Source organism: Nocardia sp. 2TAF39 (assembly GCF_052114905.1).
In the GTDB taxonomy this organism is placed as follows: domain Bacteria; phylum Actinomycetota; class Actinomycetes; order Mycobacteriales; family Mycobacteriaceae; genus Nocardia.
The window spans coordinates 1-23,484 of record NZ_JBFRFQ010000004.1 but is presented as its reverse complement, the minus strand read 5'-3'; the positions used below and the strand labels follow the sequence as shown (position 1 = coordinate 23,484).

At 68.1% G+C, this 23,484-nt stretch carries 25 protein-coding genes and 1 pseudogene; 10 read left to right on the top strand and 16 right to left on the bottom strand.

Annotated elements, in window-relative coordinates; translation table 11 throughout:
- Positions 1–83 precede the first annotated feature (83 nt).
- Complete coding sequence (locus tag AB4Z47_RS03700) at positions 84–305, bottom strand: hypothetical protein (RefSeq protein ID WP_441947803.1); 222 nt, start codon at positions 303–305, stop codon at positions 84–86.
- 99 nt (positions 306–404) lie between these two features.
- A complete protein-coding gene (locus AB4Z47_RS03695) occupies positions 405–767 on the bottom strand; it encodes an STAS domain-containing protein (protein ID WP_441947801.1) in 363 nt (120 codons plus the stop codon).
- A 1,149-nt stretch (positions 768–1,916) separates the two neighbouring features.
- Here AB4Z47_RS03695 and AB4Z47_RS03690 point away from each other — a divergent pair.
- The gene (locus AB4Z47_RS03690; protein WP_441947800.1) at positions 1,917–2,318 is read left to right on the top strand and encodes an RskA family anti-sigma factor; all 402 of its coding nucleotides are present in this window, start codon (positions 1,917–1,919) and stop codon (positions 2,316–2,318) included.
- A 148-nt stretch (positions 2,319–2,466) separates the two neighbouring features.
- On the opposite strand, the gene AB4Z47_RS03685 is transcribed toward AB4Z47_RS03690, so the two are convergent.
- A complete protein-coding gene (locus AB4Z47_RS03685; RefSeq protein ID WP_441947799.1) occupies positions 2,467–3,570 on the bottom strand; it encodes a carboxylate-amine ligase in 1,104 nt (367 codons plus the stop codon).
- A 219-nt stretch (positions 3,571–3,789) separates the two neighbouring features.
- On the opposite strand from AB4Z47_RS03685, the gene AB4Z47_RS03680 reads away from it, so the two are divergent.
- A complete protein-coding gene (locus AB4Z47_RS03680) occupies positions 3,790–4,740 on the top strand; it encodes an FAD-dependent oxidoreductase (RefSeq protein ID WP_441947797.1) in 951 nt (316 codons plus the stop codon).
- A 203-nt stretch (positions 4,741–4,943) separates the two neighbouring features.
- Here the strand turns inward: AB4Z47_RS03680 and AB4Z47_RS03675 are convergent, their stop codons facing one another.
- The 5 genes from AB4Z47_RS03675 to AB4Z47_RS03655 form a co-directional block, all read right to left on the bottom strand.
- Positions 4,944–5,654 (bottom strand): histone deacetylase, encoded by a 711-nt coding sequence (locus AB4Z47_RS03675; protein ID WP_441947795.1) that lies wholly within the window; start codon positions 5,652–5,654, stop codon positions 4,944–4,946.
- 63 nt (positions 5,655–5,717) lie between these two features.
- Entirely contained in the window at positions 5,718–5,975 is a 258-nt protein-coding gene (locus AB4Z47_RS03670) for an HPr family phosphocarrier protein (protein WP_441947793.1), read from the bottom strand.
- Positions 5,976–5,998: 23 nt separating this feature from the next.
- Entirely contained in the window at positions 5,999–8,026 is a 2,028-nt protein-coding gene (locus AB4Z47_RS03665; RefSeq protein WP_441947792.1) for a PTS fructose transporter subunit IIABC, read from the bottom strand.
- Between the two features lie 12 nt (positions 8,027–8,038).
- Complete coding sequence (locus AB4Z47_RS03660) at positions 8,039–8,989, bottom strand: 1-phosphofructokinase family hexose kinase (protein ID WP_441947790.1); 951 nt, start codon at positions 8,987–8,989, stop codon at positions 8,039–8,041.
- Entirely contained in the window at positions 8,986–9,753 is a 768-nt protein-coding gene (locus AB4Z47_RS03655) for a DeoR/GlpR family DNA-binding transcription regulator (RefSeq protein ID WP_441947789.1), read from the bottom strand. The genes AB4Z47_RS03660 and AB4Z47_RS03655 overlap by 4 nt, the downstream gene beginning before the upstream one ends.
- A 146-nt stretch (positions 9,754–9,899) precedes the next feature.
- Here AB4Z47_RS03655 and AB4Z47_RS03650 point away from each other — a divergent pair, with 146 nt between their 5' ends.
- Positions 9,900–11,594 (top strand): putative PEP-binding protein, encoded by a 1,695-nt coding sequence (locus tag AB4Z47_RS03650; RefSeq protein ID WP_441947787.1) that lies wholly within the window; start codon positions 9,900–9,902, stop codon positions 11,592–11,594.
- 34 nt (positions 11,595–11,628) lie between these two features.
- Here AB4Z47_RS03650 and AB4Z47_RS03645 read toward each other — a convergent pair whose 3' ends face one another.
- Both AB4Z47_RS03645 and AB4Z47_RS03640 read right to left on the bottom strand, forming a co-directional pair.
- Entirely contained in the window at positions 11,629–12,237 is a 609-nt protein-coding gene (locus AB4Z47_RS03645; RefSeq protein WP_441947785.1) for a hypothetical protein, read from the bottom strand.
- Positions 12,238–12,493: 256 nt separating this feature from the next.
- Positions 12,494–13,333 carry an SDR family NAD(P)-dependent oxidoreductase gene (locus tag AB4Z47_RS03640; RefSeq protein ID WP_441947783.1) on the bottom strand — a complete coding sequence of 280 codons (840 nt, stop codon included), beginning with the start codon at positions 13,331–13,333 and terminating at the stop codon, positions 12,494–12,496.
- Between the two features lie 77 nt (positions 13,334–13,410).
- On the opposite strand from AB4Z47_RS03640, the gene AB4Z47_RS03635 reads away from it, so the two are divergent.
- The 3 genes from AB4Z47_RS03635 (at position 13,411) to AB4Z47_RS03625 (ending at position 15,583) form a co-directional block, all read left to right on the top strand.
- A complete protein-coding gene (locus AB4Z47_RS03635) occupies positions 13,411–14,067 on the top strand; it encodes a TetR/AcrR family transcriptional regulator (RefSeq protein ID WP_441947781.1) in 657 nt (218 codons plus the stop codon).
- Between the two features lie 665 nt (positions 14,068–14,732).
- Positions 14,733–14,885 (top strand): hypothetical protein, encoded by a 153-nt coding sequence (locus tag AB4Z47_RS03630; protein WP_441947779.1) that lies wholly within the window; start codon positions 14,733–14,735, stop codon positions 14,883–14,885.
- Positions 14,886–15,193: 308 nt separating this feature from the next.
- The gene (locus AB4Z47_RS03625) at positions 15,194–15,583 is read left to right on the top strand and encodes a PPOX class F420-dependent oxidoreductase (RefSeq protein WP_441947778.1); all 390 of its coding nucleotides are present in this window, start codon (positions 15,194–15,196) and stop codon (positions 15,581–15,583) included.
- A gap of 3 nt (positions 15,584–15,586) precedes the next feature.
- Here the strand turns inward: AB4Z47_RS03625 and AB4Z47_RS03620 are convergent, their stop codons facing one another.
- Entirely contained in the window at positions 15,587–15,850 is a 264-nt protein-coding gene (locus AB4Z47_RS03620; RefSeq protein WP_441947777.1) for a helix-turn-helix transcriptional regulator, read from the bottom strand.
- Positions 15,851–15,945: 95 nt separating this feature from the next.
- On the opposite strand from AB4Z47_RS03620, the gene map reads away from it, so the two are divergent.
- A complete protein-coding gene (gene map, locus AB4Z47_RS03615; protein WP_441947776.1) occupies positions 15,946–16,713 on the top strand; it encodes a type I methionyl aminopeptidase in 768 nt (255 codons plus the stop codon).
- An 18-nt stretch (positions 16,714–16,731) separates the two neighbouring features.
- On the opposite strand, the gene AB4Z47_RS03610 is transcribed toward map, so the two are convergent.
- Entirely contained in the window at positions 16,732–17,448 is a 717-nt protein-coding gene (locus AB4Z47_RS03610) for a glyoxalase (RefSeq protein ID WP_441947774.1), read from the bottom strand.
- Between the two features lie 114 nt (positions 17,449–17,562).
- Here AB4Z47_RS03610 and AB4Z47_RS03605 point away from each other — a divergent pair, with 114 nt between their 5' ends.
- The gene (locus AB4Z47_RS03605) at positions 17,563–18,111 is read left to right on the top strand and encodes a PadR family transcriptional regulator (protein WP_441947772.1); all 549 of its coding nucleotides are present in this window, start codon (positions 17,563–17,565) and stop codon (positions 18,109–18,111) included.
- A 79-nt stretch (positions 18,112–18,190) separates the two neighbouring features.
- The gene (locus AB4Z47_RS03600) at positions 18,191–18,574 is read left to right on the top strand and encodes a PPOX class F420-dependent oxidoreductase (RefSeq protein WP_441947770.1); all 384 of its coding nucleotides are present in this window, start codon (positions 18,191–18,193) and stop codon (positions 18,572–18,574) included.
- Positions 18,575–18,684: 110 nt separating this feature from the next.
- Here the strand turns inward: AB4Z47_RS03600 and AB4Z47_RS03595 are convergent, their stop codons facing one another.
- On the bottom strand, positions 18,685–20,064 hold the full coding sequence (locus tag AB4Z47_RS03595) for a metallopeptidase TldD-related protein (RefSeq protein ID WP_441948040.1): 1,380 nt from the start codon (positions 20,062–20,064) through the stop codon (positions 18,685–18,687).
- Between the two features lie 8 nt (positions 20,065–20,072).
- Positions 20,073–21,602 (bottom strand): TldD/PmbA family protein, encoded by a 1,530-nt coding sequence (locus tag AB4Z47_RS03590; protein WP_441947769.1) that lies wholly within the window; start codon positions 21,600–21,602, stop codon positions 20,073–20,075.
- 174 nt (positions 21,603–21,776) lie between these two features.
- Here AB4Z47_RS03590 and AB4Z47_RS03585 point away from each other — a divergent pair, with 174 nt between their 5' ends.
- Positions 21,777–22,424, top strand: a complete 648-nt coding sequence (locus tag AB4Z47_RS03585) for a TetR/AcrR family transcriptional regulator (RefSeq protein ID WP_441947767.1) — start codon at positions 21,777–21,779, stop codon at positions 22,422–22,424.
- Here AB4Z47_RS03585 and AB4Z47_RS03580 read toward each other — a convergent pair whose 3' ends face one another.
- Complete coding sequence (locus AB4Z47_RS03580; RefSeq protein WP_441947766.1) at positions 22,425–23,192, bottom strand: TSUP family transporter; 768 nt, start codon at positions 23,190–23,192, stop codon at positions 22,425–22,427.
- 173 nt (positions 23,193–23,365) lie between these two features.
- Positions 23,366–23,484: pseudogene (locus tag AB4Z47_RS03575) on the bottom strand (IS982 family transposase); the annotation flags it as partial.

Below are 23,484 nucleotides of genomic sequence, written 5' to 3'. Positions count from 1 at the left end.
TCGACACGGTGCCGACGACCGAGCAAATACCCGGCGATTTTCGCCTGAAACCACGCGGGGTGCGCACGCACCGGCTGTCTGCCTCATCGCCGCAGGTCGGAGTCCGTAATGCCGCCGAAGATGCCGGGTGGACGGGCCCGTAGCTCAGGCATGCGCTCCGCCGTTCGACCATTGCCGGCGAAACCGTGGGGACCGATGATCTGGTGCGGGAAGTGGTCGAGGTGCTGGCGTTGGTGTGTGGGGTTGTCCGGCGGCCGGATCTGGATCGATCCTTCCTGCACCGAAAGCACGCGGCTCTGGTTCATCCTGGACATGTCCGCCGACGACCACATCCACGCGGACGAAGGAGCTTCGTCGACTACGTGGACATGACGCTGGAACCGCTCGAGGGGCCCTTGCTCAGTTCACGACTGCGGCTCGTCGGCCGCCAGTGCTGCCTCCACAGTGTCGAAAATGGTGAGCAGCCGGTCCAGCGCGGTTACCTCGATCGGACGTCGCGCCGCGACGCTGGGCACGACCCGCAGCCCACCGGAACCGGTCGCCGCCGACGCGGCGACCAGGACGCTCAGACCAGCCGAGCCGAGGAATCCGACGTTCGACATATCCACGACGACGGTGGGTGGCGCCGCACGCAGGACCTCTTCGAGCGCCGACTGCAGGTGCGGCGCGGATGCCATATCGATCTCGCCGTGCACGGTGACGATCACGATGTCGTCCGCCGAACGGACCTGGACCTCCAGTGCACGGGGCATGTTGTCGGCACTCACAGTCCACCTCCCGTGCGAGCGGCGCGCCATTCGGTGCTGGGACTGGAAACCGACGGCAGCACATGGGCGGGACACTCGGGTTTGCTCCCGCTCGTCGGGCCGCCATGCGCCACTTCTGCCTCCGGTGCGTGTCGAACCTCTGGCGCACTGGGCACGGCGCAGAGAGTACGTGTTCTGCGGCCAACCTACCCCATCAGCCCCGGAGTAAGCACACACCGCGATACCACACCAGCCGAGCGACGTGGGCACTCATTCGCGACGAAAGTGCCGTCTGCCGACCGAAACTGGTAGTTGCCTGCACGCGTCGCGGTGGCGCCGCTCGCCATGGGGATCGCATTGCCAGGTGCCGTCAGCGCGAAAATCCTGTCCATCGCCGAGCCAGTGTGGGAGCCGATGAGGTAGTAGCGCGATCTCCAACCCTGCCGCATGGGCACCCGGCAGAAGGTGGTCGAGCGGGATGCTGCGGGTTCTGCGATTGCGGCCCCGCGATAGGCTCTTCACCGAACTGTTCCTGCACGTCTTTTTGGAGCCTTGCCGCGGTGCGGTCGCTTCCGGACAACTCTGCGATGTCCACGAAAACCCTTGTCTACCAAATCGTTCCACCTATCGCGCCGACGCGTCCGTGTGTGAGCACGGGAGCATCCAGCGCGGGCGGTGCGGTGCTCTTCTACGGTCGGAAATGCCCCGGAGATCGTCGGCGGCGTGTAGTCCGCCGATCCGAGACGATCTACCTGGCCGGTAGAGTGCCCGCGCCGCTGGCGGCAGACACCAATTGGATGGAATGTGGCGATGCGCCAATCCGCCGGGTGGCTCGTCGCGAAATCCAATCATGCAGGTTGATTCGGAGTTCTCGCCGATCCGTCTGCGCGCTGGTGCGGGCGAGTCGGCGCGGGGGGTGTGCCCAGTCCGTCCGGAGGGCCGATGTGGTCGCGGCCCGTCGAGCGATCGACCTGGTCGGCGCGTACGGAGCGGGGGAGGCGAACGCGTCGGCCGACTTCGGTCATGCGGTCGTCCACTGGATTTTCGGGCGGCCAGGCGAACGATCGAACCTGCGGCGAGGTCGCCGACCGTCCCTGCACCTATTGCCGAAAGCCATGTCCGGGACCGGCTCACACAACTCCGGACCTGTCTTACCGGAAGTGATCAGCAATGACCGAGACCGGGCAGCCCCAAGCGGACCTGCTCGACCTGGCCTATCCCTACGCGATGGACGCGGTAGCCGAGATCGAACGCCGCAGCATCGAAAACCGTGTGGCGAAGGCCGATTCCGTCACCGCAACAGCCTTCGCCGACACCGTGCACCGAACCAGGGAAACACTGACGGCGCTGAGTGTGCCCGCCGCGCTGAATCCGCCGCCGACGCTGGAGTCGAAGGTCCTGCAGGCGCTCGACCAATCGACGGGCCACGCACGGCGCGAACGGTGCGGCGGGGCGGTGGTCGGTCGGGTACCGCGGCTGGCCCGGCTCGCTGTCGTCGCCGCCGTGGTTGCCGCAGTCGGGGCCGGGGCCGTCGTGATCGCCGAGCGGACCATCGGCGGCCATGCCGAGTGAATCGACGCGGAACAGCCACTGGTGCAATCGGATTCGAGATCCCATGCCCGCTGCCCGGCGGGGGCATGCTCACCGTGAGCGCCTCGGCGCGGCTCGCCGCGGTCGCTCTCGGCGGACCGGACCGACACGAACGGTGCGCCAGGGGCGACTACCGGCACCCTTCGAGGGTCGCGCGCGTCACCTCACGGACGACGTCACCCACGTCGCCGTGGGCGTGGAACGCCGCGAGCTGACGGTGCGCACCGTTGCCGCGGGCCAGGACGGCGGCGAACGCCTCGTCCACGAACTGGCGGTCGCCCGCTTCCTCGAGGGCGGGAGCGGCGTGGTCGATCAGCTTGCCCAGCAAGGTGCGGATGGGCTCCAGGTGGCAGTCGTACGGGTCGACTCCCTCCCCGGCGAGTCCTGAGTGCGCGGCTTTCCAGTACGCCGCCCGCAGTACCTCGGCCGGAACCGCGGGCGCGATCCGACCGGCAGCCAAGGACTTCCGTGCCATCACCACTGTCGCGCGCACCAGCGCGGCCAGCAGCGCGGTCTCCTCGACGGTGGCGGGGATATCGCTCACCCGCACTTCGACGGTCGGGAACGAGATCGACGGGCGGACGTCCCAATAGACCATCTTTCGGTCCAGGATGGTTCCGCTGCTGAGCATCATCTGGACCATGGCGTCGTAGTCGCGCGCGGACGCGAAGTACGGTGGCGGTCCCGCGCTCGGCCACCGTCGCCACAGGATGCTGCGCCAACTGGCGTAGCCGGTCTCGACGCCGCGGTAGAGCGCCGAGTTGGCTGTGAGCGCCAGCAGCAGCGGCAGCCACGGCCGCAGATAGTTGCCGACTTGCACCGCCGTCTCACGATCGGGGATGCCGACGTGAATGTGGCACCCCGACAGCCCCTGCTCGTGTCCGAGCATGCCGAAGTTGTCGGCGATGCGCTGATAGCGTGGCGTGTTGGTGACCGGGACCTCGTTCGGTGCCGTCGGCGGGACGCCCACCGCGAGCAGGCGCGCGTCGTTCTGCTCGGCACAGGAGGCGATGGTGCGTCGCAGCTGGCGCAGCTCCCCGTGGAGCGCGGCGATGTCGGTATGCACCGCGGTGTTGGTCTCCAGCTGGCAGCGCGTCAGCTCGAGTTGCAGGTCGATGCCGATCTCTTTTGCCGTCCGAGCCACTTCGACGTTCTTTGCGACCGGCGCTCCGGTGACCGGATCGGCCAACAGGAACTCCTCTTCCACACCGACGGTCGCGCGCCCAGCGTCCATGCTGGCGGGATACCCAAGGTTTCCGTCGCTAGTCGGTGGTTGCGGCGCGAGATCGCCGCTCGGATGCTGCCCGATCACCCGCGGGATCGCCGCGTTCGGTCGGGTTCGGACGGCGTCGCGTGGGCGAAGACTGGTGCCGGCGATCGGGAGTCGCGACGGCCTCCCACGGACGGTGCTGCGAAAATGCCGCCGCACGGACCCCGACGATAGGTTCGTCGCATGCGGATCGTCGTCCTCGGTTCGGGCATCTCGGGTCTTTCCACCGCGGCGGAACTGCTGCGTGCCAAGCACGACGTCACGATTGTCAGCGCCGAGCCGATCACCGCGACCACCTCTTTCCTGGCCGCCGCCGTCTGGTTTCCGACCGCGGCGGGCCCGGTCGAGCGCGTTCGAGCTTGGAGCGAAACGACATTCGAGTACTTGGCGGCCTTGGCTGCGGCGGGCACGCCTGGCGTGCGGATGTGCGAGTCGACGGCGCTCTACCGCGGCGAGCCCGCGATTCCCGCGTGGTCGCGTTCGGTCCGCTCGTTCCGCGCCGCCGACCAGGCTGAATTGCCGCAGGGCTATTCCTTCGGCTTCCGGTTCGCCGTTCCGCTGGTTGAGATGCCGACCTACCTGCCGTATCTGTGCGACCAGGTGGACGCGGCCGGGGCGCGGTGGGTGTTGCGCACGATTCACCGGCTCGACGACCTCGACGACCTGTGCCCGGACGTGGTGATCAACTGCGCGGGACTGCGCGCCGCCGAACTCGTCGACGACCTCGAGGTGTATCCGATCCGCGGCCAGATCGTGCGCGTCGCGAACCCGGGACTGTCGATGTCGCTGCGCGACGAAGCCCACCCGCTCGGTCGCGCCTATGTTCACCCGCGCGCGAACGACTGCGTTCTCGGCGGCTCTCTGGACCTCGGCGAGTGGGACACCACTCCGAATGCCGAATTGACCCGGTCGATTCTGGCGCGCTGCCGCGATCTGGCCCCCGCCCTGGCCGACAGTCGGGTTCTGGAAACCCTCGTTGGTCTGCGCCCCGGCCGCAGCGAAGTCCGGCTCGAACTCGATACCTCCGCGCTGCCCGGCATCCCCGTGATCCACAATTACGGCCATGGTGGTTCCGGCATCACCATCGGCTACGGTTGCGCCCGCGAGAGCGCCGCTCTCGTCGCCGGCCTGTGAACCGCGGTCTCGCAGCCAGTCGGCGTAGCTGCGCGACACACCGACGTCAGTGCGTCGAGGAATGTGCTGATGGCGCCGGCATCGACCCAGGCATTCGGCGCGCGGCGCTCCGGCCACTCGCCACCTACGGCAAGGCCCGCGTCGACGCCGTCGCGCATGGACTCGGACGTGTTGCCTGGCCGGCTCGATGCAAGGCTCCAGCCCTACAAACCTGCGCGGAGCAGCGCATCGACGGAGTCGGGTGTCCATCGGCGGTCCGCGCCGGGGCGGGTCGCGAGGTAGGCCGCGGTGGTCGCGGTGCTCCAGTGATGTGCGGCGGACAGGCCGGTGGCGAGGTGCCGGAGGTAGGCGGGGGAGGGCGGATTGCCGGGCAGGTCGCGGTAGCGCCAGGGCGCGGTGAAGGTCAGGACGGGGTGGCTTTCGTGCATTCCGGCGCGGACCAATGTTTCGTACCGGCCGGGACCGAGTGTCGTTGTGCCACTTTCGATCACCTCGAACAGGTCCAGGTCGGCACCGGGGGCGCGGTACATCTCCTGGGCCACGATGTCGGAGAACTGGGCGGCGGTGACGAGGTGGGCGTGCACGGCGATCTCGCTCCGGCCGGCCGGGTCGTAGAAGGCTCGGCCACCGGTCCAGGTCAGCGATTCGGTGGCGAAGTACAACAGGCCAGGGAGCAGTAAGGGCACCGAGCGGACCGGATCGGCTGGGTCGCGGCAGCCGGGCAGGGTCAGTGCTCCGCCTTCGGGCCTGCCGCCGCGCAGATAGGTGCGCAACCGCATCAGGTTCATGTTCGAACCGTAGGCGGCATACCAGACCGGGTCCGTCCGGGAGCGTGCGTCCGATCGCGCGGGCAGCGCTGCCCGTCGTGTGGCCACCGAATCGGCGGCCACATGCTCGGTACGCCGCGCCGTCATCTCACCATTGTCGGCCGAACCCGGCCCGCACGGCCACCGACGAAGCGACCGGGGACGGTGTGCTCAAGCGTCGAGATCGGCGGCGACCAGTTCGGCGACCTTGTCCAAGACGGCCTGGTCGTCGCTGGTGACCACGACCGTGGTGCCCTGAGTGGCGCCGAGGGTCATGATCATCAGCGCCGAACCTGCGTCGACGGACTCGCCGCCGACGACGGACAGCGTCACGGGAACGCCCGCTGCCTGGACGGCTTCGGCGATGATGTTGGCGGGGCGGGCGTGCAGACCGATGGACGAGCCGACTGCGACGGTCGCGTGTGCCATGGTGGAACTCCTTGTAGGACGGGTTATACAGCGGTGACGGTTGCGGGGGAGGCGGTGGGGCGAGCCCGGACGAGTTCTTTGGCCACCGTGACGCAGAGTGCTCCGACGACCGCTCCGGCGGTCAGTGCGGCGAGGAACCAGAGCAGGTGGCCCACGGCGAAGAAGACGAAGATGCCGCCGTGCGGTGCGCTCAGCGTAGTTCCGGTGGTCATGACCAGCGCTCCGGTCACGGCGCCGCCCGCCATCATGGACGGGATGACGCGCAGCGGGTCGGCGGCGGCGAAGGGGATCGCGCCTTCGGAGATGAAGGACGCGCCGAGCAGCCACGCGGCCTTGCCGTTTTCGCGTTCGGCGGTGGTGAACAGGCCGGGCCTGATCGTGGTGGCCAGCGCCATGGCCAGCGGCGGCACCATGCCCGCGGCCATGACCGCGGCCATGATGCGCAGGGAGGCGGTGTCGGTGACGCTGAGACCGGCGACGGCGAACGAGTAGGCCGCCTTGTTGACCGGTCCGCCGAGGTCGAAGCACATCATCAACCCCAGGATGACGCCGAGGAAGACCGCCGACGTGCCGGACAGGCCATTGAGCCAGTTGGTGAGTCCGCTGGTCACGGCGGCGAGTGGTTTGCCGAGCACGATGAACATCACCGCGCCGACGACCAGCGACGCGAACAGCGGGATCACCACGACCGGCATCAGCCCCCTGGCCCACTTCGGGACAGCGAGTTTCGCGATCCACAGGGCCGCGAATCCGGCGATCACTCCGCCCGCCAGACCGCCGAGAAACCCGGCGCCGACGAAGACCGCGACCGCTCCGGCGGTGAAACCCGGTGCGAGGCCGGGCCGGTCGGCGATGGCGAAAGCGATGTAGCCGGCCAGTGCGGGGACCAGGAAGCCGAAGGCGAGCGAGCCGAGCTGGAACATGACCGCGCCGAGGTAGGTGGCCAAGCCGCCGTCGGGCAGCGCGCCGAGCGAGTTGTCCAGGACGATGGACTTGGCCTTCTCGGAGATCTCGTAGCCGCCGAGCAGGAAGCCGAGCGCGATGAGCAGGCCGCCCGCCGCGACGAACGGAATCATGTAGCTGACGCCGGTCAGCAGGATCTGCCGCAACCGAGTGCCCCATCCGATGGCGCCGGAAGCCGGTGCGGTGGAGGGTTTTTCGTCGGCTTCCGAATCGGCGACGGTCGCTGCGGCCGGATCGTCCGCGGCGCGGAGTGCATCGGCGATCATGCCATCGGGTTCGTTGATCGCTCGTTTGACCCCGGATTCCACGACAGGCTTGCCCGCGAATCGGTCGCGCCCGCGCACTCCGACGTCGGTGGCGAAGATGACCGCGGAGGCGGCCGCGATGGTCGCCTGGCCGAGCGGAGTGCTGCCGCTCGAACCCTGTGTTTCCACGTGCACCGTCACCCCGGCGCGCTTGCCCGCGGCGACCAGGGAGTCGGCGGCCATATAGGTGTGCGCGATACCGGTCGGGCAGGCGGTGACCGCTATGATCGCCCGCTCGGTGCGTTGTTCCTCGCCCTCGGCCGTCGTGGCCGCGCTCGCCGGGGCGGCAGCGGTGGTCGGTGTGCGCTGCGCGTCCTTCGCTGCACTCGGCGCGCCGAGCACGCCCTGGACCAGGGCCACGATGTCGGTGGGCGTGGCCGCGGCGCGCAGGTCGCCGACAAACTCTGGTTTGACGAGTGCCCGAGCCAGACTCGACAGCAACTTCATGTGCTCGGCGCCGGTCCCCTCCGGCGCCGCGATCAGGAAGACGAGGTCGGCAGGGCCGTCCGGGGCGCCGAAATCGACCGGCGGAGCGAGCCGGGCGAACGCGAGCGACGCCGTGATGACGGTCTCGGCGCGGCAGTGCGGAATCGCGATGCCGCCGGGAAGGCCGGTCGCGGATTGCGATTCGCGTGCCAGCGCGGCCTCGCGTAGTGCCGTGGCGTCGGCCGCGCGACCGACGCCGGCCAGGCGTTCGGCGAGCGCGGCGATCACCGCTTCTTTGCTGGTGCCGAGATCGGCGTCGAGGGTGATCAGGTCCTGAGTGATGATCGAGTCGGCCACCGTGGCCTCCTTCTAGCTGTAGTGCAGAGAATCCAGCGCCGTCACGGAAACGGCGTCGAGGTCGATGTCGTGCGGGCCGGGTAGGCCGGTGCCGGGCAGCGCGGCGGCAGCGCTGCCGTACGCGACGGCGTGCCGCAACCGCTCAGCTGGTCCGAGGCCGTCGATGTCGGCGAGCAGATAGCCGGCCAGCGACGAGTCGCCCGCGCCGACGGCGCTGCGCGGCGTGACGGGCGGCRCCGCCGCGTACCAGGCGCCCTCGGCGGTCACCAGAACCGCACCTGCCTTGCCGAGCGTCGCGAGTACCGCACCGACACCGCGGTCGACCAGGGTCGCGCCGGCGCGGGCGGCCGCAATCGGATCCTCCAGGTCGGCGGGGTTGCCGCCGGTGATCTGGGCCAGCTCGTCGGTGTTCGGTTTCAGCAAACTCGGTGCGGCCGAGCCGAATCCGGCGGCCAGCGCCCGCAGCGGGCCATCGGAGGCGTCGACCGCCACCGGGATCCCGCGCAACCTGCGGAGCAACTCGACGTACCAGTCGGCAGGCACCCCGGGGGGCAGCGAGCCCGACAACACCACCCAGGACGCGGCGCTCGCGAGGCTGTCGAGCGACTCGGCCAGCGACTCGGTGCATGCAGTGGTCAGCGCGGTCCCGGGTTCATTGATCTTCGTGGTGGTTCCGTCGACTTCTGCGACAGTGAGATTGGTCCGCGCGGAGCCGGATGTCGCCACGGCGCGGTACGCGATGCCCGCGTCGGTGAGTTCCCGGAGCAGGGGATCTCCTTCGTTGCCGGGCAACACAGCAACGGTGGCATAGCCGGCCGCGGCGACCACCCGCGATACGTTGACGCCTTTGCCACCGGGATGCGAGCTCACCGCGGCGGCGCGGTGGACCGCGCCGCGGTGCAGTGGTCTGGTCAGGGTGACGGTGCGGTCGATGCTGGGATTGGCGGTCAGCGTGAGGATCATGCGGTGACCACCTCGACGCCGTACTCGGTGAGCTCGTTGCGCACCGATGGCACCAGGTCGGTGTCGGTGACCAGAGCATCGATATCCTCGACGGCGGCGAATCGCACGAGATCCTCCCGCCCCACCTTGCTCGAGTCGGCGACGACGACTACGCGGTGTGCACTGGCGACCATGACCCGTTTGACCGCGGCCTCGTCGATATCCGGCGTGGACAGACCGTGCCCTGCGGTCAGTGCGTTGGTCCCGATGAACGCGACGTCAATGCGCAGCTCGCCGAGCATGCGCTGGGTTTCGGGTCCGACGGCGGCCTGGGTGACGCCGCGGACGCGCCCGCCGAGCAGATGCAACCGCACCGCGGCGTGCCCGCTGAGCCGTGCTGCGATCGGAACCGAATTGGTCACCGCGACGAGCTCTCGATCCGTTGGCAGTAGCGCGGCGACGCGCGCGGTCGTGGTCCCCGCGTCGAACAGGACGCTGCCGCCGGTCGGCGGAAGGAATTCCAAAGCCGCCTTGGCGATACGGTCCTTCTCCGCGGCGTGGCTGTGTTCGCGTTCGCCGGTGCCGAGTTCGATCGCGGTCAGTGTGGCGGCGGGCACCGCGCCGCCGTGCACCCGTCGGATCAGCCCCATCCGATCGAGCGCCGCGAGATCGCGTCGCACGGTTTCGGTGGTGACGCCATACTGCTCGGACAGATCGGTGACCGACACCCGCCCCCGTTGCCCGACCAGCGTGGCGATGGCCTGCTGTCGTTCTTCGGCGTACATCCGATCCTCCCGGCTTGATGTTGACTTATGTTGTTTTATATCTGTATGTGTTGCTTTGTCAAGATGTTCGAGTATTCTGGATCACATCGGAAGTGGGGCGAGTATGAAACTGGACTTGCTCGGCAATGGCGTGGAGGAGACGACGGATGACCAGGTCGTTGCAGGTAAGGGCAGGATCCGTGGTGCTGCACGGTACTCCGGCAGTGTCTGGGGTCGCGCTCGCGGCCGCGGTCCGTCCGATCCCGCGGCTGCCCGTCGAAGTGTCGACGGACCCCGTACCAGAGCCCGATCGGGCATCCGAATCGGCCGCGTTCCGCGCGGCAGCGGCGACCGTTGCCGGTCGATTGCGAGAACGCGCCGAGCGCGCCAGCGGCGCCGCGGCGGAGGTACTCGCGGCTGACGCCGCGATGGCTACCGACCGTGGTTGGCTCGGTGCTGCCGAGAAGCTGATCGCCGCGGGCACGTCCGCCCGGGCGGCGGCGGTCGCGGCCACCGACCAGTTCGCGGAGGTGTTCACGAAACTCGGTGGGCTGATGGCCGAGCGTGTCACGGACTTGCGTGACGTCTGCGACCGGGTGGTCGCGGAGCTGGCCGGCGTGCCGGAGCCCGGAATCCCGGTACCCGGGCAGCCGGCGATCCTGCTCGCGGACGACCTGGCTCCGGCGGATGCGGCCGGACTCGATCCGGCACTCATCGTCGGTTTGGCGACGTCACTGGGCGGGCCCACCAGCCATACGGCGATCATCGCGCGACAGCTCGGCATTCCCTGTGTCGTCGCGGTGGCCGGGCTCGACGAGGTCGAGGCGGGAGCGGGGGTGCTGCTGGATGGTTCGTCCGGGGAAGTCGTCGTCGACCCAGATCCCCGCTTCGCGGCACAGGCAATCGAGGAGTTCCATGCCCGCGCCGCCCGCGACGCGGCGTGGGCTGGACCGGGTGCCACCGCGGACGGTCACCGGGTGGAGGTGCTGGTGAACGTCCAGGACGGCGCCGGGGCGCGGGCGGCGCGCCGGACACCGGCCGAGGGTGTGGGTCTGTTTCGCACCGAATTGTGTTTCTTGGACCGGGAAACCGAACCGAGCGTGTCCGAGCAGGAGCAGATCTACCGTGCCGTGCTCGACGCGTATTCCGGAGCGAAAGTGGTGATCCGCACCCTCGACGCCGGATCGGACAAGCCGTTGCGGTTCGCAGACCATCCCGACGAGGCGAATCCCGCGCTCGGGGTGCGCGGGATCCGCATCGCCGCCCGGGACAGCGGCATCCTCGACCGGCAACTGGACGCCATCGCGCGTGCCGCTGCCGGCCGCCAACCTGTTCCGTGGGTAATGGCGCCGATGATTTCGACCGCGGCCGAAGCGGAATCCTTCGCCGCGAAAGTGCGGCAGCGCGGGTTGGTCCCCGGTGCGATGATCGAAGTGCCCGCCGCCGCGCTGACCGCGGAGGCGATTCTCCGGTATGTCGACTTCCTCTCCGTCGGCACCAACGACCTCGCGCAGTACACGATGGCGGCCGACCGTATGTCTCCGGCACTTGCCGCCCTTACCGACCCCTGGCAGCCCGCGGTGCTGTCTCTTGTCGCGCGCACCGCGGCTGCGGGGCGAACCCTCGGCAAGCCGGTCGGGGTGTGCGGTGAAGCCGCAGCCGACCCAGCTTTGGCGTGTGTCCTGGTCGGCCTCGGCGTCGGATCCCTGTCCGCGGCCGCGAGTGCGATCGCCGCGGTAGGTGCGGGATTGTCAGAGGTCACCCGCGAGAACTGTGAGCGTGCCGCGGCCGCGGCGCTGGTCGCCGCCGATCCCGCGGCGGCCCGGGCGGCCGCCCGATCGATTCTGGGGTGGGCACCCTGAATCCTCGGGTCGCCCGGGCCGGACCGAGTGCTTGCTAACTCCGTGGCGACACCAACATCGGCTCATGCAAGTCGAAGTATGTGACCTCCCGCATGAGCTGGTTCTCTTCCTCGAACAGCGACCTCAGATCGTCGGGTATCTCCATCTTCTCGTGTGCGCGAGCTTCGGCTTCGGAGGTGAAATACACCGCCTCGACGAATCCGTCGCTGCCGTAGGTCGCCAAGGTGCCGCCGAGAACCTCTGGGCGCACTTCGTGCAAACGATCGCTGGCTTGTGTCTCCAGTTCGCGCATTCGGCTTGCGTCGCGAGTGTGGCCCTCCAGGATCTGCACGAATCCGGCCTCGTCGGAGCCGCCGCCCATCCATTGCGTTACCTCGGGGCAGTCCATGAATGTGACAGGCCCGTCGAAACATCTTTCGGTCTCGGCCCACCATGCGTTTTGCTCCGGCCGCTCACTATTCCGTCGCGCCGCATCCGCTGACTCGAATCTTGCCAACGCTATGCATGTTCCGTCGTCGCACAGTCCCCAGGTCGTTCCGAGGTAGCCGACAGCTCCCGGTTGCAATTCCTCTGTCCACAGATCCATGCATCGACGTAGTCCGTCGGCATCGGAGACTTTGCCTTGAATGACTTGGATGAACATCGAATCCTCCTCGTGCGGAGTGATCGCTCCACAATATCGCGGAGGCCAACGCGTCGTGGTCCACCGAGGGTGCGCGACCGCACGGCCCGCGAACGCAGCCGCCGCATAGTTGATCGTTCGCTGCCGGAAAGCTGTTCGCAAGTGCCTTGGCCGAAGCGCCGCGATCGGCGCCGATCACCTTTCGGCGCGGGCGATTTCGAGTTGGTTGCGGTCGGGGAGCAGCAGGGCGACGGCGGCTTCGGGGTGGCGTAGAAGCTCATTTCGACGAGTCGCCGTCCGCGGCGGCCGCGCGCACCTTTTTGACGACGTTGGCCGTGACGCGGCGACTGGTAGTTCGTGGGGCGTATCGGAGCGCCGCAGCGGCAGCGCGGTTGACGGCGCCGGGAATGATCAGCGCTCGTCCGCGCTGGTAGCCGCGCCAGCCCGCGTGGGCTACCGCGGCGGCATTCATCCAAGACATACGTGGCAGGCCGCTCGCATCGACGCCGGCTGCCTCTTGCAGCTCTGTCCGGGTATATCCGGGGCAGACGCAACTCACCTGTACCCCGAAGGGCTTGACCTCATGGTGAATCGATTCACTGAGGGCGACAAGCGCTGCCTTGCTGGCGGCATACGCCGCGAGACCCGGGGTCGCTTGCAGTCCCGCGGTGGAAGCGATATTCAACACTCCGCCGCTGCCCCGCGATATCAGCTGCGGTAGTGCGGCGCGCATGAGGCGCATCGGCACCTCGGCGTGCAGCACCATCTGAGCTACAGCGCGGTCGACGTCACTGTCGGCGAAGCGGACGTAGTCGGTCACGCCTGCGTTGTTGAGGAGATGGTGGACTGGTTCAGTTCGGCTGCTCAACCGATTCTCCACCCGCCGCACATCGTCGCGATCTTGCAGGTCTGCGGCGAGGATCTCGATATGCGCGCCGGTGTCCGCCAAATTCTCGGCCAGTTCGGTGAGTCGCCCGGCCCGCCGAGCGACCACGATGAGATCGTGGCCGTTCTCGGCGAGCAGCTGGGCGAACGCCGACCCGATGCCGCTACTTGCCCCCGTGATGAGAACGCTTTCGCGTCCCGCGGCCCTCGGAATGCGTGCTGATGCAGTCATTGCCACACCCAATCATGGAGGCGCCTCCATGGCAAGAGGCTATTACATAAATAGAAGACCTACTATTGTTCTGGGGCATGGACGACGGTGCGGAAACGCGGAGGCAACGCAAACGGGCAGCGCTGCGACATAGCGTGCTGAATGCGGCGGAAGACGAGTTGGCCACCCATGGTGTGGCACAATTCTCGGTTGAGCGTGTAGCAAGCCGAGCCGATGTCGCGGTGCAGACGGTGTACAACCACTTCGGTGGACGGGACGGGCTTCTCCTGGCAACCGCGGAACGGGCGATGGCCCTCGACCGTGAATACATGGACAACGCCTACGGAACCCTGGGCTCGGCTCCTGACCGGCTCGAGGCGGCGGCAGCAGCCTACGCGCAGTTCGCCGCCGAGCATCCCGAGCAGTTCCAGCTCCTGGCCTTTCCGCCGGGTCGGCCCTATTCCGGCGAGGCTGCCGGTGGACCCGGTCAGGATGTGCTCGCACGGATCGCCTCCGCGGTCGCCGAGCAGAACGCCCGGCTCGTCGCGGCACTCCGAGATGGTGCCGCCGCCGGCGATATCCGGTGCGTCGACGCCGAGCGAACGGCGAAGGTCACTTGGGCGATGTTTAACGGGTTGCTTGCGCTCGGCTGGCGTTCCGATCCGCTGCGTGCCGACGCGGACGAGATGAAGCGCCTGCTCGTTGTGGCCCTCGATCTACTCCGCCACGGCCTGCAAACGAGTGGTGACGGATGACAGTGAGCGAGTCCGTGTTCGGCGTGCGGTCGATCCGTCCATCCCCTTGGTGGGAGCCGAGTCTCGGCCCTCCGACGGAAGCGTTGAGTATGGCGGCCAGCTCTCGCTGGCTGCTTGTGCGTCGCGGGCTGGGATATCGACTGAGGAGTGGCGTCGCATAAGGTATTCGACGGGCAAAGCAGGAGTGGCCTGATCCAGATATCTGCTGGGTGCTCGAAGTTCGAGGAAGTCACGAGTTGCGGATCTTGTGAGATGTCCTGACGATCTGCTCGACCAAGCGCGGCACACTCGACGGTTCCGGCGCGCGGATTAATGATGTCGCGTACTTTGCGCCCTGAATCCTCGAGCGCAAGGCGCCGACCACGCCGTGATCCGGTTACGAGCCACGAAGGATGGTGAAAGCTGACATGACCGGATCGGGAGCCCGCAACGTCAATCGGGAGTCTCACGACCACGACATCGAGGACCGTCACCAAGTCGGATCCGGTCCGGCGGTTCAACGAGAGCCCCCGCCAGTGGAATTTCCGAGAACAACGAAGCGCCCTGGACCGTCCGACACCCGCGGTCGTAGCGGGACAGCGTCGACGTATCGCGTTACCGTCGAAGACGGGTTTGCGGGTGTGGTGAGGATTGCGCACCTACTCAATTCGCCCCGTTGTCGGGTCATGGCGTTGGAGGTGCGGCGAATCGGTGTGTCGAACACCTGGATGGTCGACTATGGCGTCTGCGGTACCGACCGTGAGCAACAGACTCTGAGCAAGCGGGTGGACCGGCTGCCGGGGGTATCGAAGATCGAACTACTGCCGATCTGCCGCTAGTTCGCCGGATCGAGTCCCTCCGGGGTTGCCTCTACGCCGAGCGCAGCAACTGGTCACGCCGGCCCTCCGGTGACCGCCCGGGCTGGTCATCGCAGCAGACTGCCGACTACGATTGCCTCGCGGGTGTGCGGGCCTTCTTCCGCACCTATCGCGGTAGCGGGCGAGAGTTGTGGCGCGGATCGATCGCGCTGCCGCCTTCCTCGGTGTATTCCGGACCGAAGGTCCGCATCGAATACGTCCATACGCGTAGCGCCGAGCCGTTCCGTAGTCGGATGTCTTCGCCTGCTCGCGCGCCTACCGTTCTTCCTATGACGTGGAACGACATGGGTCAGAGCAAATACGTCCTGCTCACTACCTTCAAGAAGGATGGAACGCCGGTTGGCACGCCCGTCTGGGTGGCGCCCGACGGCGATCGGATCGTCGTCTGGACCAATCCGAAGACCTGGAAGGTGAAGCGCATCCGCCGCAACCCGGAGGTCGCGTTACAGGTGTGCGACGGACGCGGCCACCCGAAGGCGGACGAGGTGCTGGCTGGAAGCGCGCGGATCCTCGACTCCGACGGCACCGAGCGCGTGCGCGGCGTGGTTGCCCGCAAGTACGGCGTCCTGGGCACGCTGGCCATTCGCGGGCACAAGCTGCTGCGCGGCGCGGACGCCTCCGTCGGCATCGCGATAGATCAGAAGGTCGTCGGTGACTGACGCTCAGGCCGATTCGGCCAGCACCGCCGAGCGCCAGACATCGGCGAGATCATCGAGGGGGAGCGTGAGCACCTGGCTGAGCGCCACGACTGTGCCGAAGGCGGGGGAGGGAAGTCTGCCGGTCTCGATCTTGCGCAGCGTCTCCGGCGAAATCCCGGCCGCCCGTGCGACTTCGGTGATATCACGATCGGCGCGGGCGGTGCGCAGGGCGGACCCGAGGCGGCGTCCTGCGTCGATCTGTGCCGGGGTCAACGGGAGACGGACCATGCGATCAGGGTATGGGCGGTATTTGAATACCGCAAGATGGTATTAAAATACCAACGTCGCTAGGGTGGTATTAAAATACCAGCACTGGAGGGTCGATGGTCGAGTTGAAGACTTCCGCGGAGATCGCGCGGATGCGAGTGGCGGGGCGCTTCGTCGCCGACGTGCTCACGGAATTGCGTCAGCGGGCGCGGGTCGGGGCGAACCTGCTCGAGCTGGAAGCTCACGTGCGCGAGCGGATCCGTGAACGCGGCGCGCAATCCTGCTATTGGGACTACGCGCCGTCGTTCGGGCGTGGGCCGTTCCGCAACACCGTGTGCCTCTCGGTGAACGACGCTGTGCTGCACGGGCTTCCGTTCGACTACGTGCTGCGGGACGGTGATGTGTTGAGTATGGATCTCGCGGTCGGGATCGATGGCTGGGTTGCGGACTCGGCGACCTCGGTCGTCGTCGGGTCCGCGGCGGCCGAGGACGTGCGGCTGGTCCGCGCGACCGAGGAGGCCCTCGCCGCCGCCATTGCGGTCGCGGTGCCGGGCAACCACATCGGCGACATCTCCGCCGCCATCTCCGCCGTCGCGCGCGACCACGGCTATCCGGTCAACACCGAATTCGGCGGACACGGCCTCGGTCGCACCATGCATGAAGACCCGCATGTCCCCAACCACGGCCGCCCCGGACGCGGCTACCGGCTGCGGCCGGGGCTCACGATCGCGATCGAGCCCTGGTTCGCGCGCACGACCGACCGCATCGTCACCGATCCCGACGGCTGGACCATTCGCTCGGCGGACGGCTCGCGCACCGCGCATTCCGAGCACACTGTGGCCATCACCCCGGACGGCCCGGAGGTGCTGACTCGCGCGGCGTGACGCTGTCCGCCCCTCGGGTCATTTTTCGGACAGCCAGGCGGTGAGGTCGTCGGATGCGCGAAGCTCGTCGGCGACCGCGATCCGTTCCTCGTCGGACAGCTCCATCGCGCGCAGCTCGGCACGGAACTGCTCGGCGCGCTCTGGCTCGTCGGTCGCGACGGAAAGTTCGGCGAGTGCCGCCAGCGCCCTGGCTCGATCCAGTCGGGACGCCTCGACGCGGAACCGACCCAGCCCGACCTCGAGCACGCGGAACGCGGCCTTGTAGTCGGTCTTGAAATCGCGCAGGATGCGGGCATTGTCCAATACCCTGGCCAGTCCTTCGAGCTTCTTCGAGCCGCCGTACTCCACCTCTTCGGGCTCGTCGTGCTGGATGTAGATCACCGCGTTGCCCGCCGGATCGACCACGGTGAACCGGCTCTGGCCCGGCCGGAAACGGGTGATTCGCGGGCAGCCCTTCGCGGGTATCTTGCCGTAGCGGGCGCGCAGCGCCGCGGTGAACGTCTGGTGTCTGCTCGCCACGTCATCGACCATCACCAGGCAGCCGACCTGCTCGGTAGGCAGGGTGGTGTCCTTGGGTGCGGGCACGAAGTGTAGGGCGCAACCGTGGTCTTGCACCGCGCCGTAGACGTACGGGCGGGTCTGCTCGTGGGTCACGGTGTAGCCGAGTGTCTTGTAGAAATCCAGCGTGCCGGCCAGGTCGCCGGTCCAGAGTTGCGGTACCGCTGTGTCGGCCATAGAACCCTCCCATTTCCTGCGGTAATCAATTTTGACTAGTTGGAGGGTAGGGTTGCTCCAGCTGGGAAGTCAAACTTGACTACTATGGCGTTTCGATTGGGAAGGAGGCCCGTCATGTCGGCCGTGCGCCTGTTGGTGCTGGGGGTGATGCGCCTACATCAGCCCACCTACGGCTACGCCGTACGCAGAGAGCTGCTGTCCTGGCGCGCCGAGACCTGGACGAACGTCAAACCCGGATCCATTTACCATGCGCTCAAACAACTCACCCAGGAAGGAAAGCTGAGCGCGTTCGGCACCGAGGGCAGCAGTCAGGGCCCGGGGCGCACGCTGTTCGAGTTGACCGAGGCGGGCGAGGTCGAGTTCCGCAAGCTCATGGACGAGGCGCTGGTGAGCATCGACATGGAGGAACTCGGCGCGGGCATCGCCTTCATGGACGCACTGCCCCGCGCGCACGTCATCGAGAAGTTGCGCGAACAGCGCCGCCGGAGCGAGGAGGTGCGGGCCACCCTGCTCGACATGATTCCGACCTTCCCGGGACGCTACGAGGCGCCGCACGCAACGGATCTGCTGGAGCTGTGGAGCGGTGTGTTCGGGAATCTGTCGGGATGGACCGAGGGGGTGCTGGCACGGTTGGAGGCGGGAGAGTATCGGATGTCCGAGTAGGACATGGGTCCATGTTCCTCGCGGCGCGACGGAGATACAGCGTGCGGCAGGCGGCGCGGTCGGCGGATAGGCTGCCCCCATGACGAATTCGCTGGCGGAGGTCGCCGAAGCCGACTATGTGCTCCTGACCACCTTCCGCAAGGACGGGAGCCCGGTCGGCACCGCGGTGTGGGCGGTCGCCGAGAACGGCAAGCTGTACGTCTGGACGGTGACCGACAGCTGGAAGGTCAAGCGGCTACGCCGCAATCCTGCGGTCACCCTGCAGCCGTGCACGGCCTCCGGCAAGCCGCACGGCGAGGTAGTCGAGGGCACCGGCCGCATCCTCGATGCCGACGGCACCGAGCGGGTGCGCAAACTGCTGCGGCGCAAGTACTGGCTCACCGGGCCGCTGGTCATTCTCGTCAGCAACCTGCGTCGCGGGAAATCCGGCACCATCGGCGTCGAGATCACCCTGGCCGCTTGATCAGTTTCCGGCTCTAGAGCTCACAGCGGCAACGGGTTCCGTTTCCACAGGTGAGCGCCGTACGACAGGACGAACTGAAAGGCGCCGCCTTCCGGGGATGACTGCACCACTCAGGTCGCCTGGCTGACCGACGACATGTGGAAGTCGGGAATCCGCAAGGGCGGCATGGCGGTTCTGGTGAACCAGTCCTTCCATTCGCGCGGCAGAGTGATTTCGGTGGCGCCCGCCTCGGTCGCCCGCCGCAGCAGATCCAGCGGGCTCTCGTTGAACCGGAAGTTGTTCACCGCGGCAGTGACCTCGCCGTTCTCCACCAAGTACACACCGTCGCGGGTCAGGCCGGTGAGCAGCAGCGTTGCCGGATCGACCTCGCGGATGTACCACAGGGTGGTCAGCAGCAGGCCGCGCTCGGTGCGGGCGATCATATCGTCGAGGGTGACGTCGGCCCCGCCGGTCAACAGCAGGTTCTCGCCGGGGACCGTGGTGGGGGCGTCGAATTCGGCGGCGGTGGCGCGCGGGTAGACCAGTGATTCGATCACACCCTCGCGCAGCCAGTCGACCCGCTCGGCGGGCAGCCCGTTGTCGAATACCGACATCGACTCCGACGATGCGGTCGTCGCGACGAACGGGCGGTACCGCAGCCCGGCGGCATAGGGGTCGGAGTAGAGCGTGAGTGGAAGGTCGGTGAGGCGCTCGCCGATTCGGGTGCCGCCCGCCCGCGCGAACGCCGTATGGCCCTCATGCGCGCCGCGCCCCTCCATCGCCCAGGCCATATAGATCATGAGGTCGGCGACGGTGGACGGCGGCATCAGGGTTTCGTAGCGGCCCGCGGGCAGCTCGACCTTGCGCTCGGCCCAGTCCAGGCGCCGGGACAGCTCGGCGAGCAGGCCGGACACATCGACGTCGGTGAAGTCGGCGGTCCCGACCCCGACCCAGCCGCTGGCCAGATCCGCACCCGCGCCGCGCTTTCCGTTGACCTCCACCGAACCGGTGGGCTGTACGAAGCGGCGGCGGACGCCGGTCGAGGTGCCCAGCCAGCTGGTGTGCACCTGGTGGTGGGCGAAACCGTAGAGGCGGTCGGCGCCGTCGAAGCCGGTGGCCAGGTCGCGGGCGAGGTCGGTGAACACCTCGATGCCGGTGCTGCCCGGGGCGGCTGCCCAGTCGTCGTCGGGTGCGGCATCCGGCTCCAGCAGGGGCATGGCGTCCCTGGCGGGCTCGGCGGTGCGCGCGGCGTCCTCGCTGGCGCGCACCACCGCCTCGATGTCGTCGGGATCCACGCTGGAGGAGCCGATCATGCCGACCCGAGCGAGCGTGGGCCCGTCGCGGAACACCGAGATCATCGCCCACGTCCGTGCCACCGACGACCCGTTGGTGGTCATCGAGTTCCCGGCCCAGCGCAGCGAAGCTTCGTGCTCGTCGCGCACGATCACCATCGCCTCGTCGGCGCGCGACAGCCCGAGCGCCCGCTCGACGACCGCACCTGCGGGGATCAGATTCTCGGTCACTGTCCCGCCTCCGTCCGGGTGTTCAGAATGTTGATGCCGCGCACCAAAATCGATGGGCAGCCGTGGCTCACGGCCGCGACCTGGCCCGGCTGTGCCTTGCCACAGTTGAATGCCCCGCCGAGCTGCCAGGTCGATGGTCCGCCGACCGCCTCCATCGCGCCCCAGAAGTCGGTGGTTGTGGCCTGGTAGGCGACGTCGCGCAGTTGGCCGTCCAGCTTGCCGTTACGGATGCGGAAGAACCGCTGTCCGGTGAATTGGAAGTTGTAGCGCTGCATGTCGATCGACCACGACTTGTCGCCGACGATGTAGATGCCGTCGTCGACCCGGGAGATCAGCTCCTCGGTGCTGGCGTCGCCGTCCGGGTCGGGCTGCAGCGAGACGTTCGCCATTCGCTGGATCGGCACGTGATGGGCCGAGTCCGCGTACGAGCAGCCGTTGGAGCGCTCCAGGCCCAGGCGCGGGGCGAACACCCGGTCGAGCTGATAGCCGACCAGGATGCCGTCGCGCACCAGATCCCAGCGTTGCCCGGCGACACCCTCGTCGTCGTAGCCGACGCTGGCCAAGCCGTGCGCTTCGGTGCGGTCGCCGGTGACGTGCATGATCGGGGTACCGTAGCGTAGCGCGCCCAGCTGGTCCGGCGTCGCGAACGAGGTTCCCGCGTAAGCGGATTCGTAACCGATTGCCCGGTCGTACTCGGTGGCGTGGCCGATGGATTCGTGAATGGTCAGCCACAGGTTGGTGGGATCTATGACGAGATCGGTCGGCCCTGGCCGCACGCTGGGTGCCTTCACCTTCTCGGCCAGCCACTCCGGGATGTGGGCGAGTTCGCCGCCCCAGTCCCAGGTTCCGTCCGCACCGGTGACGTACTCCCAGCCGCGGCCCACCGGCGCGGCCAGCGTGCGCATCGTCTCGAACACCCCGGCAGCCGTGTCCACGGTGATGGCCTCGAGGCTCGGATTCAGCCGCACCCGCTGCTGGGTGATCGAGGATCCCGCGGTGTCGGCGTAGAAGGTCTGCTCCTTGACCTGCAACACGCTCGCGGTGACGTGATCGACACCGTCGGCATGCGACAGACGTTCCGAATACTCCTGCAGCAGTGCGATCTTCTCGCCGGTCGGCACGGTGAACGGGTCGAGGTCGTAGGCAGATACCCAGCGCACGTCGTCGTAACGCGGCTCGGCGGCGAGTTCGACGCGTTCGCGGTTGAGCGCGCGCATCGTGGTCGCGACGGTGACCGCGGTGCGGGCCACCTCGGCGGCGGTGTCCGGGGTGAGCGCGGCGTGGGAGGCGAAACCCCAGGTGCCGTCGACGATCACGCGCACGGCGAACCCGAGCTCGGTACTGTCGGTGACGGCCTCGACACGACCGTCACGCAACCGGATCGACTGCGTGACCAACCGGTGCACACGCAGGTCGGCGTGCTCGGCGCCGGCCGCTGTCGCCGCGGTGAGGGCGGCGTCGGCGAGCGCGGCCAGTGGCAGGCCGAGGAACTCGGCGTCCACATCTTTGGAAGTCGCGATGCTCACCCGCACCAACCTAGTCGTTGCCGCTTCGAGCGCGAGTGCCTGTGCCGTGATTGCACGCCGTGCGATCTTGCGTCACGTGCCAAGGCTCATGGATCAGCCAGTGGCACACTGTGAACGGCACGCGCGACACTGTGCCTACCGCGTGCTGCTTGCCGGATGCCGTACTGTGCCCGGGTGCCGCCATCCGCCCTCCGTGACCGCAAACGCGACCGTACCCGCCGAGCTCTTCTCGAGGCCGCAGCCGAGCTGTTCGAGACGAGAGGCTACGAGGAGACCACGGTGGCGGACATCGCCGCCGCGGCGAACGTCGGCACGCGCACGTTCTTCAACTACTTCGCCAGTAAGGAAGAGCTGCTCTTCCCCGAGTCCGATGAGCGGGTGCGCGACGCGGTCGCGGCGATCGCGGGCAGGCGGCCAGGGGAACGTCCGGTGGAGGTGTTGCTGCGTGCGTTACGCGCCGCGGGCGACAACCCCGGCGAGCATCTGATCGACGACCTCAGCGCCCGGATCGCCGCGCTGCGTGCCGAGGTGTCGCGGACCGTCCCCGCAGTGAGCGGCCGGGCCGCGTACGCCCAGCTGATCGCGCAGCGTGAGATCGCCATGCAGTTGCACGTCGCCTTCGCTGCCGAACTCGACGAGGTCGGCGCCGCGGCGCTGGTCGGCGCCGTCGTCGGCGCCGTGTCGGGTGCGCTCACGGTGCTGTTCCAGCAGCCGGTGGCCGGGGCGGAGGAGGGTGAGCGCCTGCACCGGAGCATCTACGAGACGACCTCGCGGGTCCTGCAACCGTGGCTGGCCTCCCACCGCATCGAACCCGTCGGCTGATCAGCCGAACTGCTGCCACCCCAACCGGATCACCATCCCCACCACCACCACGAGCAACACGATGCGCACGAACTCGGCGCCCTTGCGCAGCGCCATGTGCGAGCCGACGACGGCGCCGAGCACATTGCCCACCGCCATCGTCGCGCCGAGCACCCAGAGGATGTGACCGGTCGCACCGAAGAAGATCAATGCGCCGATGTTCGAGCCGCAGTTGATCACCTTCGCCATGGCGGCGGCCCGCACGAACTCGGTGCCGAGCAGGGTGGCGAACGTGATGATCAGAAACGTTCCCGTGCCGGGGCCGAGCAGGCCATCGTAGAACCCGATCAACCCGGCCGCCAGCGCCACCGTGAGGACGACCTTGCGGCGCGTCGGCGGGTGCGTGGCCAACGTGATACCGATCGACGGACGCAGCGTGACGAACACGGCGACACCGACGAGCACCACCATCACGATAGGAATGAACAGATCGCGGTCGATCAGCGAGACCGCGGCAGCGCCGATCCCGGCCGCCACCGCGGCGATCGCCGCAGCAGGAAGCAGGACCCGCCAGCGCATCGGCACCTTGCGTGCGAAGGTCGCCACCGAGGCGCTCGTTCCCGCGACCGCGGCGAGCTTGTTGGTGCCCAGCGCGGTCTGCGGGGCGATGCCCGGCGCCACCAGGAACAGCGTCGGCAGGATGATCAACCCGCCGCCGCCCACCACCGCGTCCACCCATCCGGCGGCTGTCGCCGCCGTCAACAGAACCGCCCAGTCACCGATGTCCACCGCGCCAGACAACCAGACCGCCGGTCCGCGTGCTTCGCCGACGTCGGCGCGACGGCAGCCGATGCCACTCGGGAGTCGCGGCCCTGCGCGCTGAGTCCGGCGCGGTCGAGGTTCGGGCGGCGCCGCCGGGCGCCCCTAGATGAATGATTCCAAGCGGTGGGTCTCACCGCTGGTCAGTGATCGTAGGCGGTCAGTGACCGGTGGATCGGTGCGTTGGTGGTGTCGTTGTGCCAGATCGCGGCGGTGAGCGCAAGCAGGCGTTGCAGGATGCGGACGCAGACACCGCAGACAC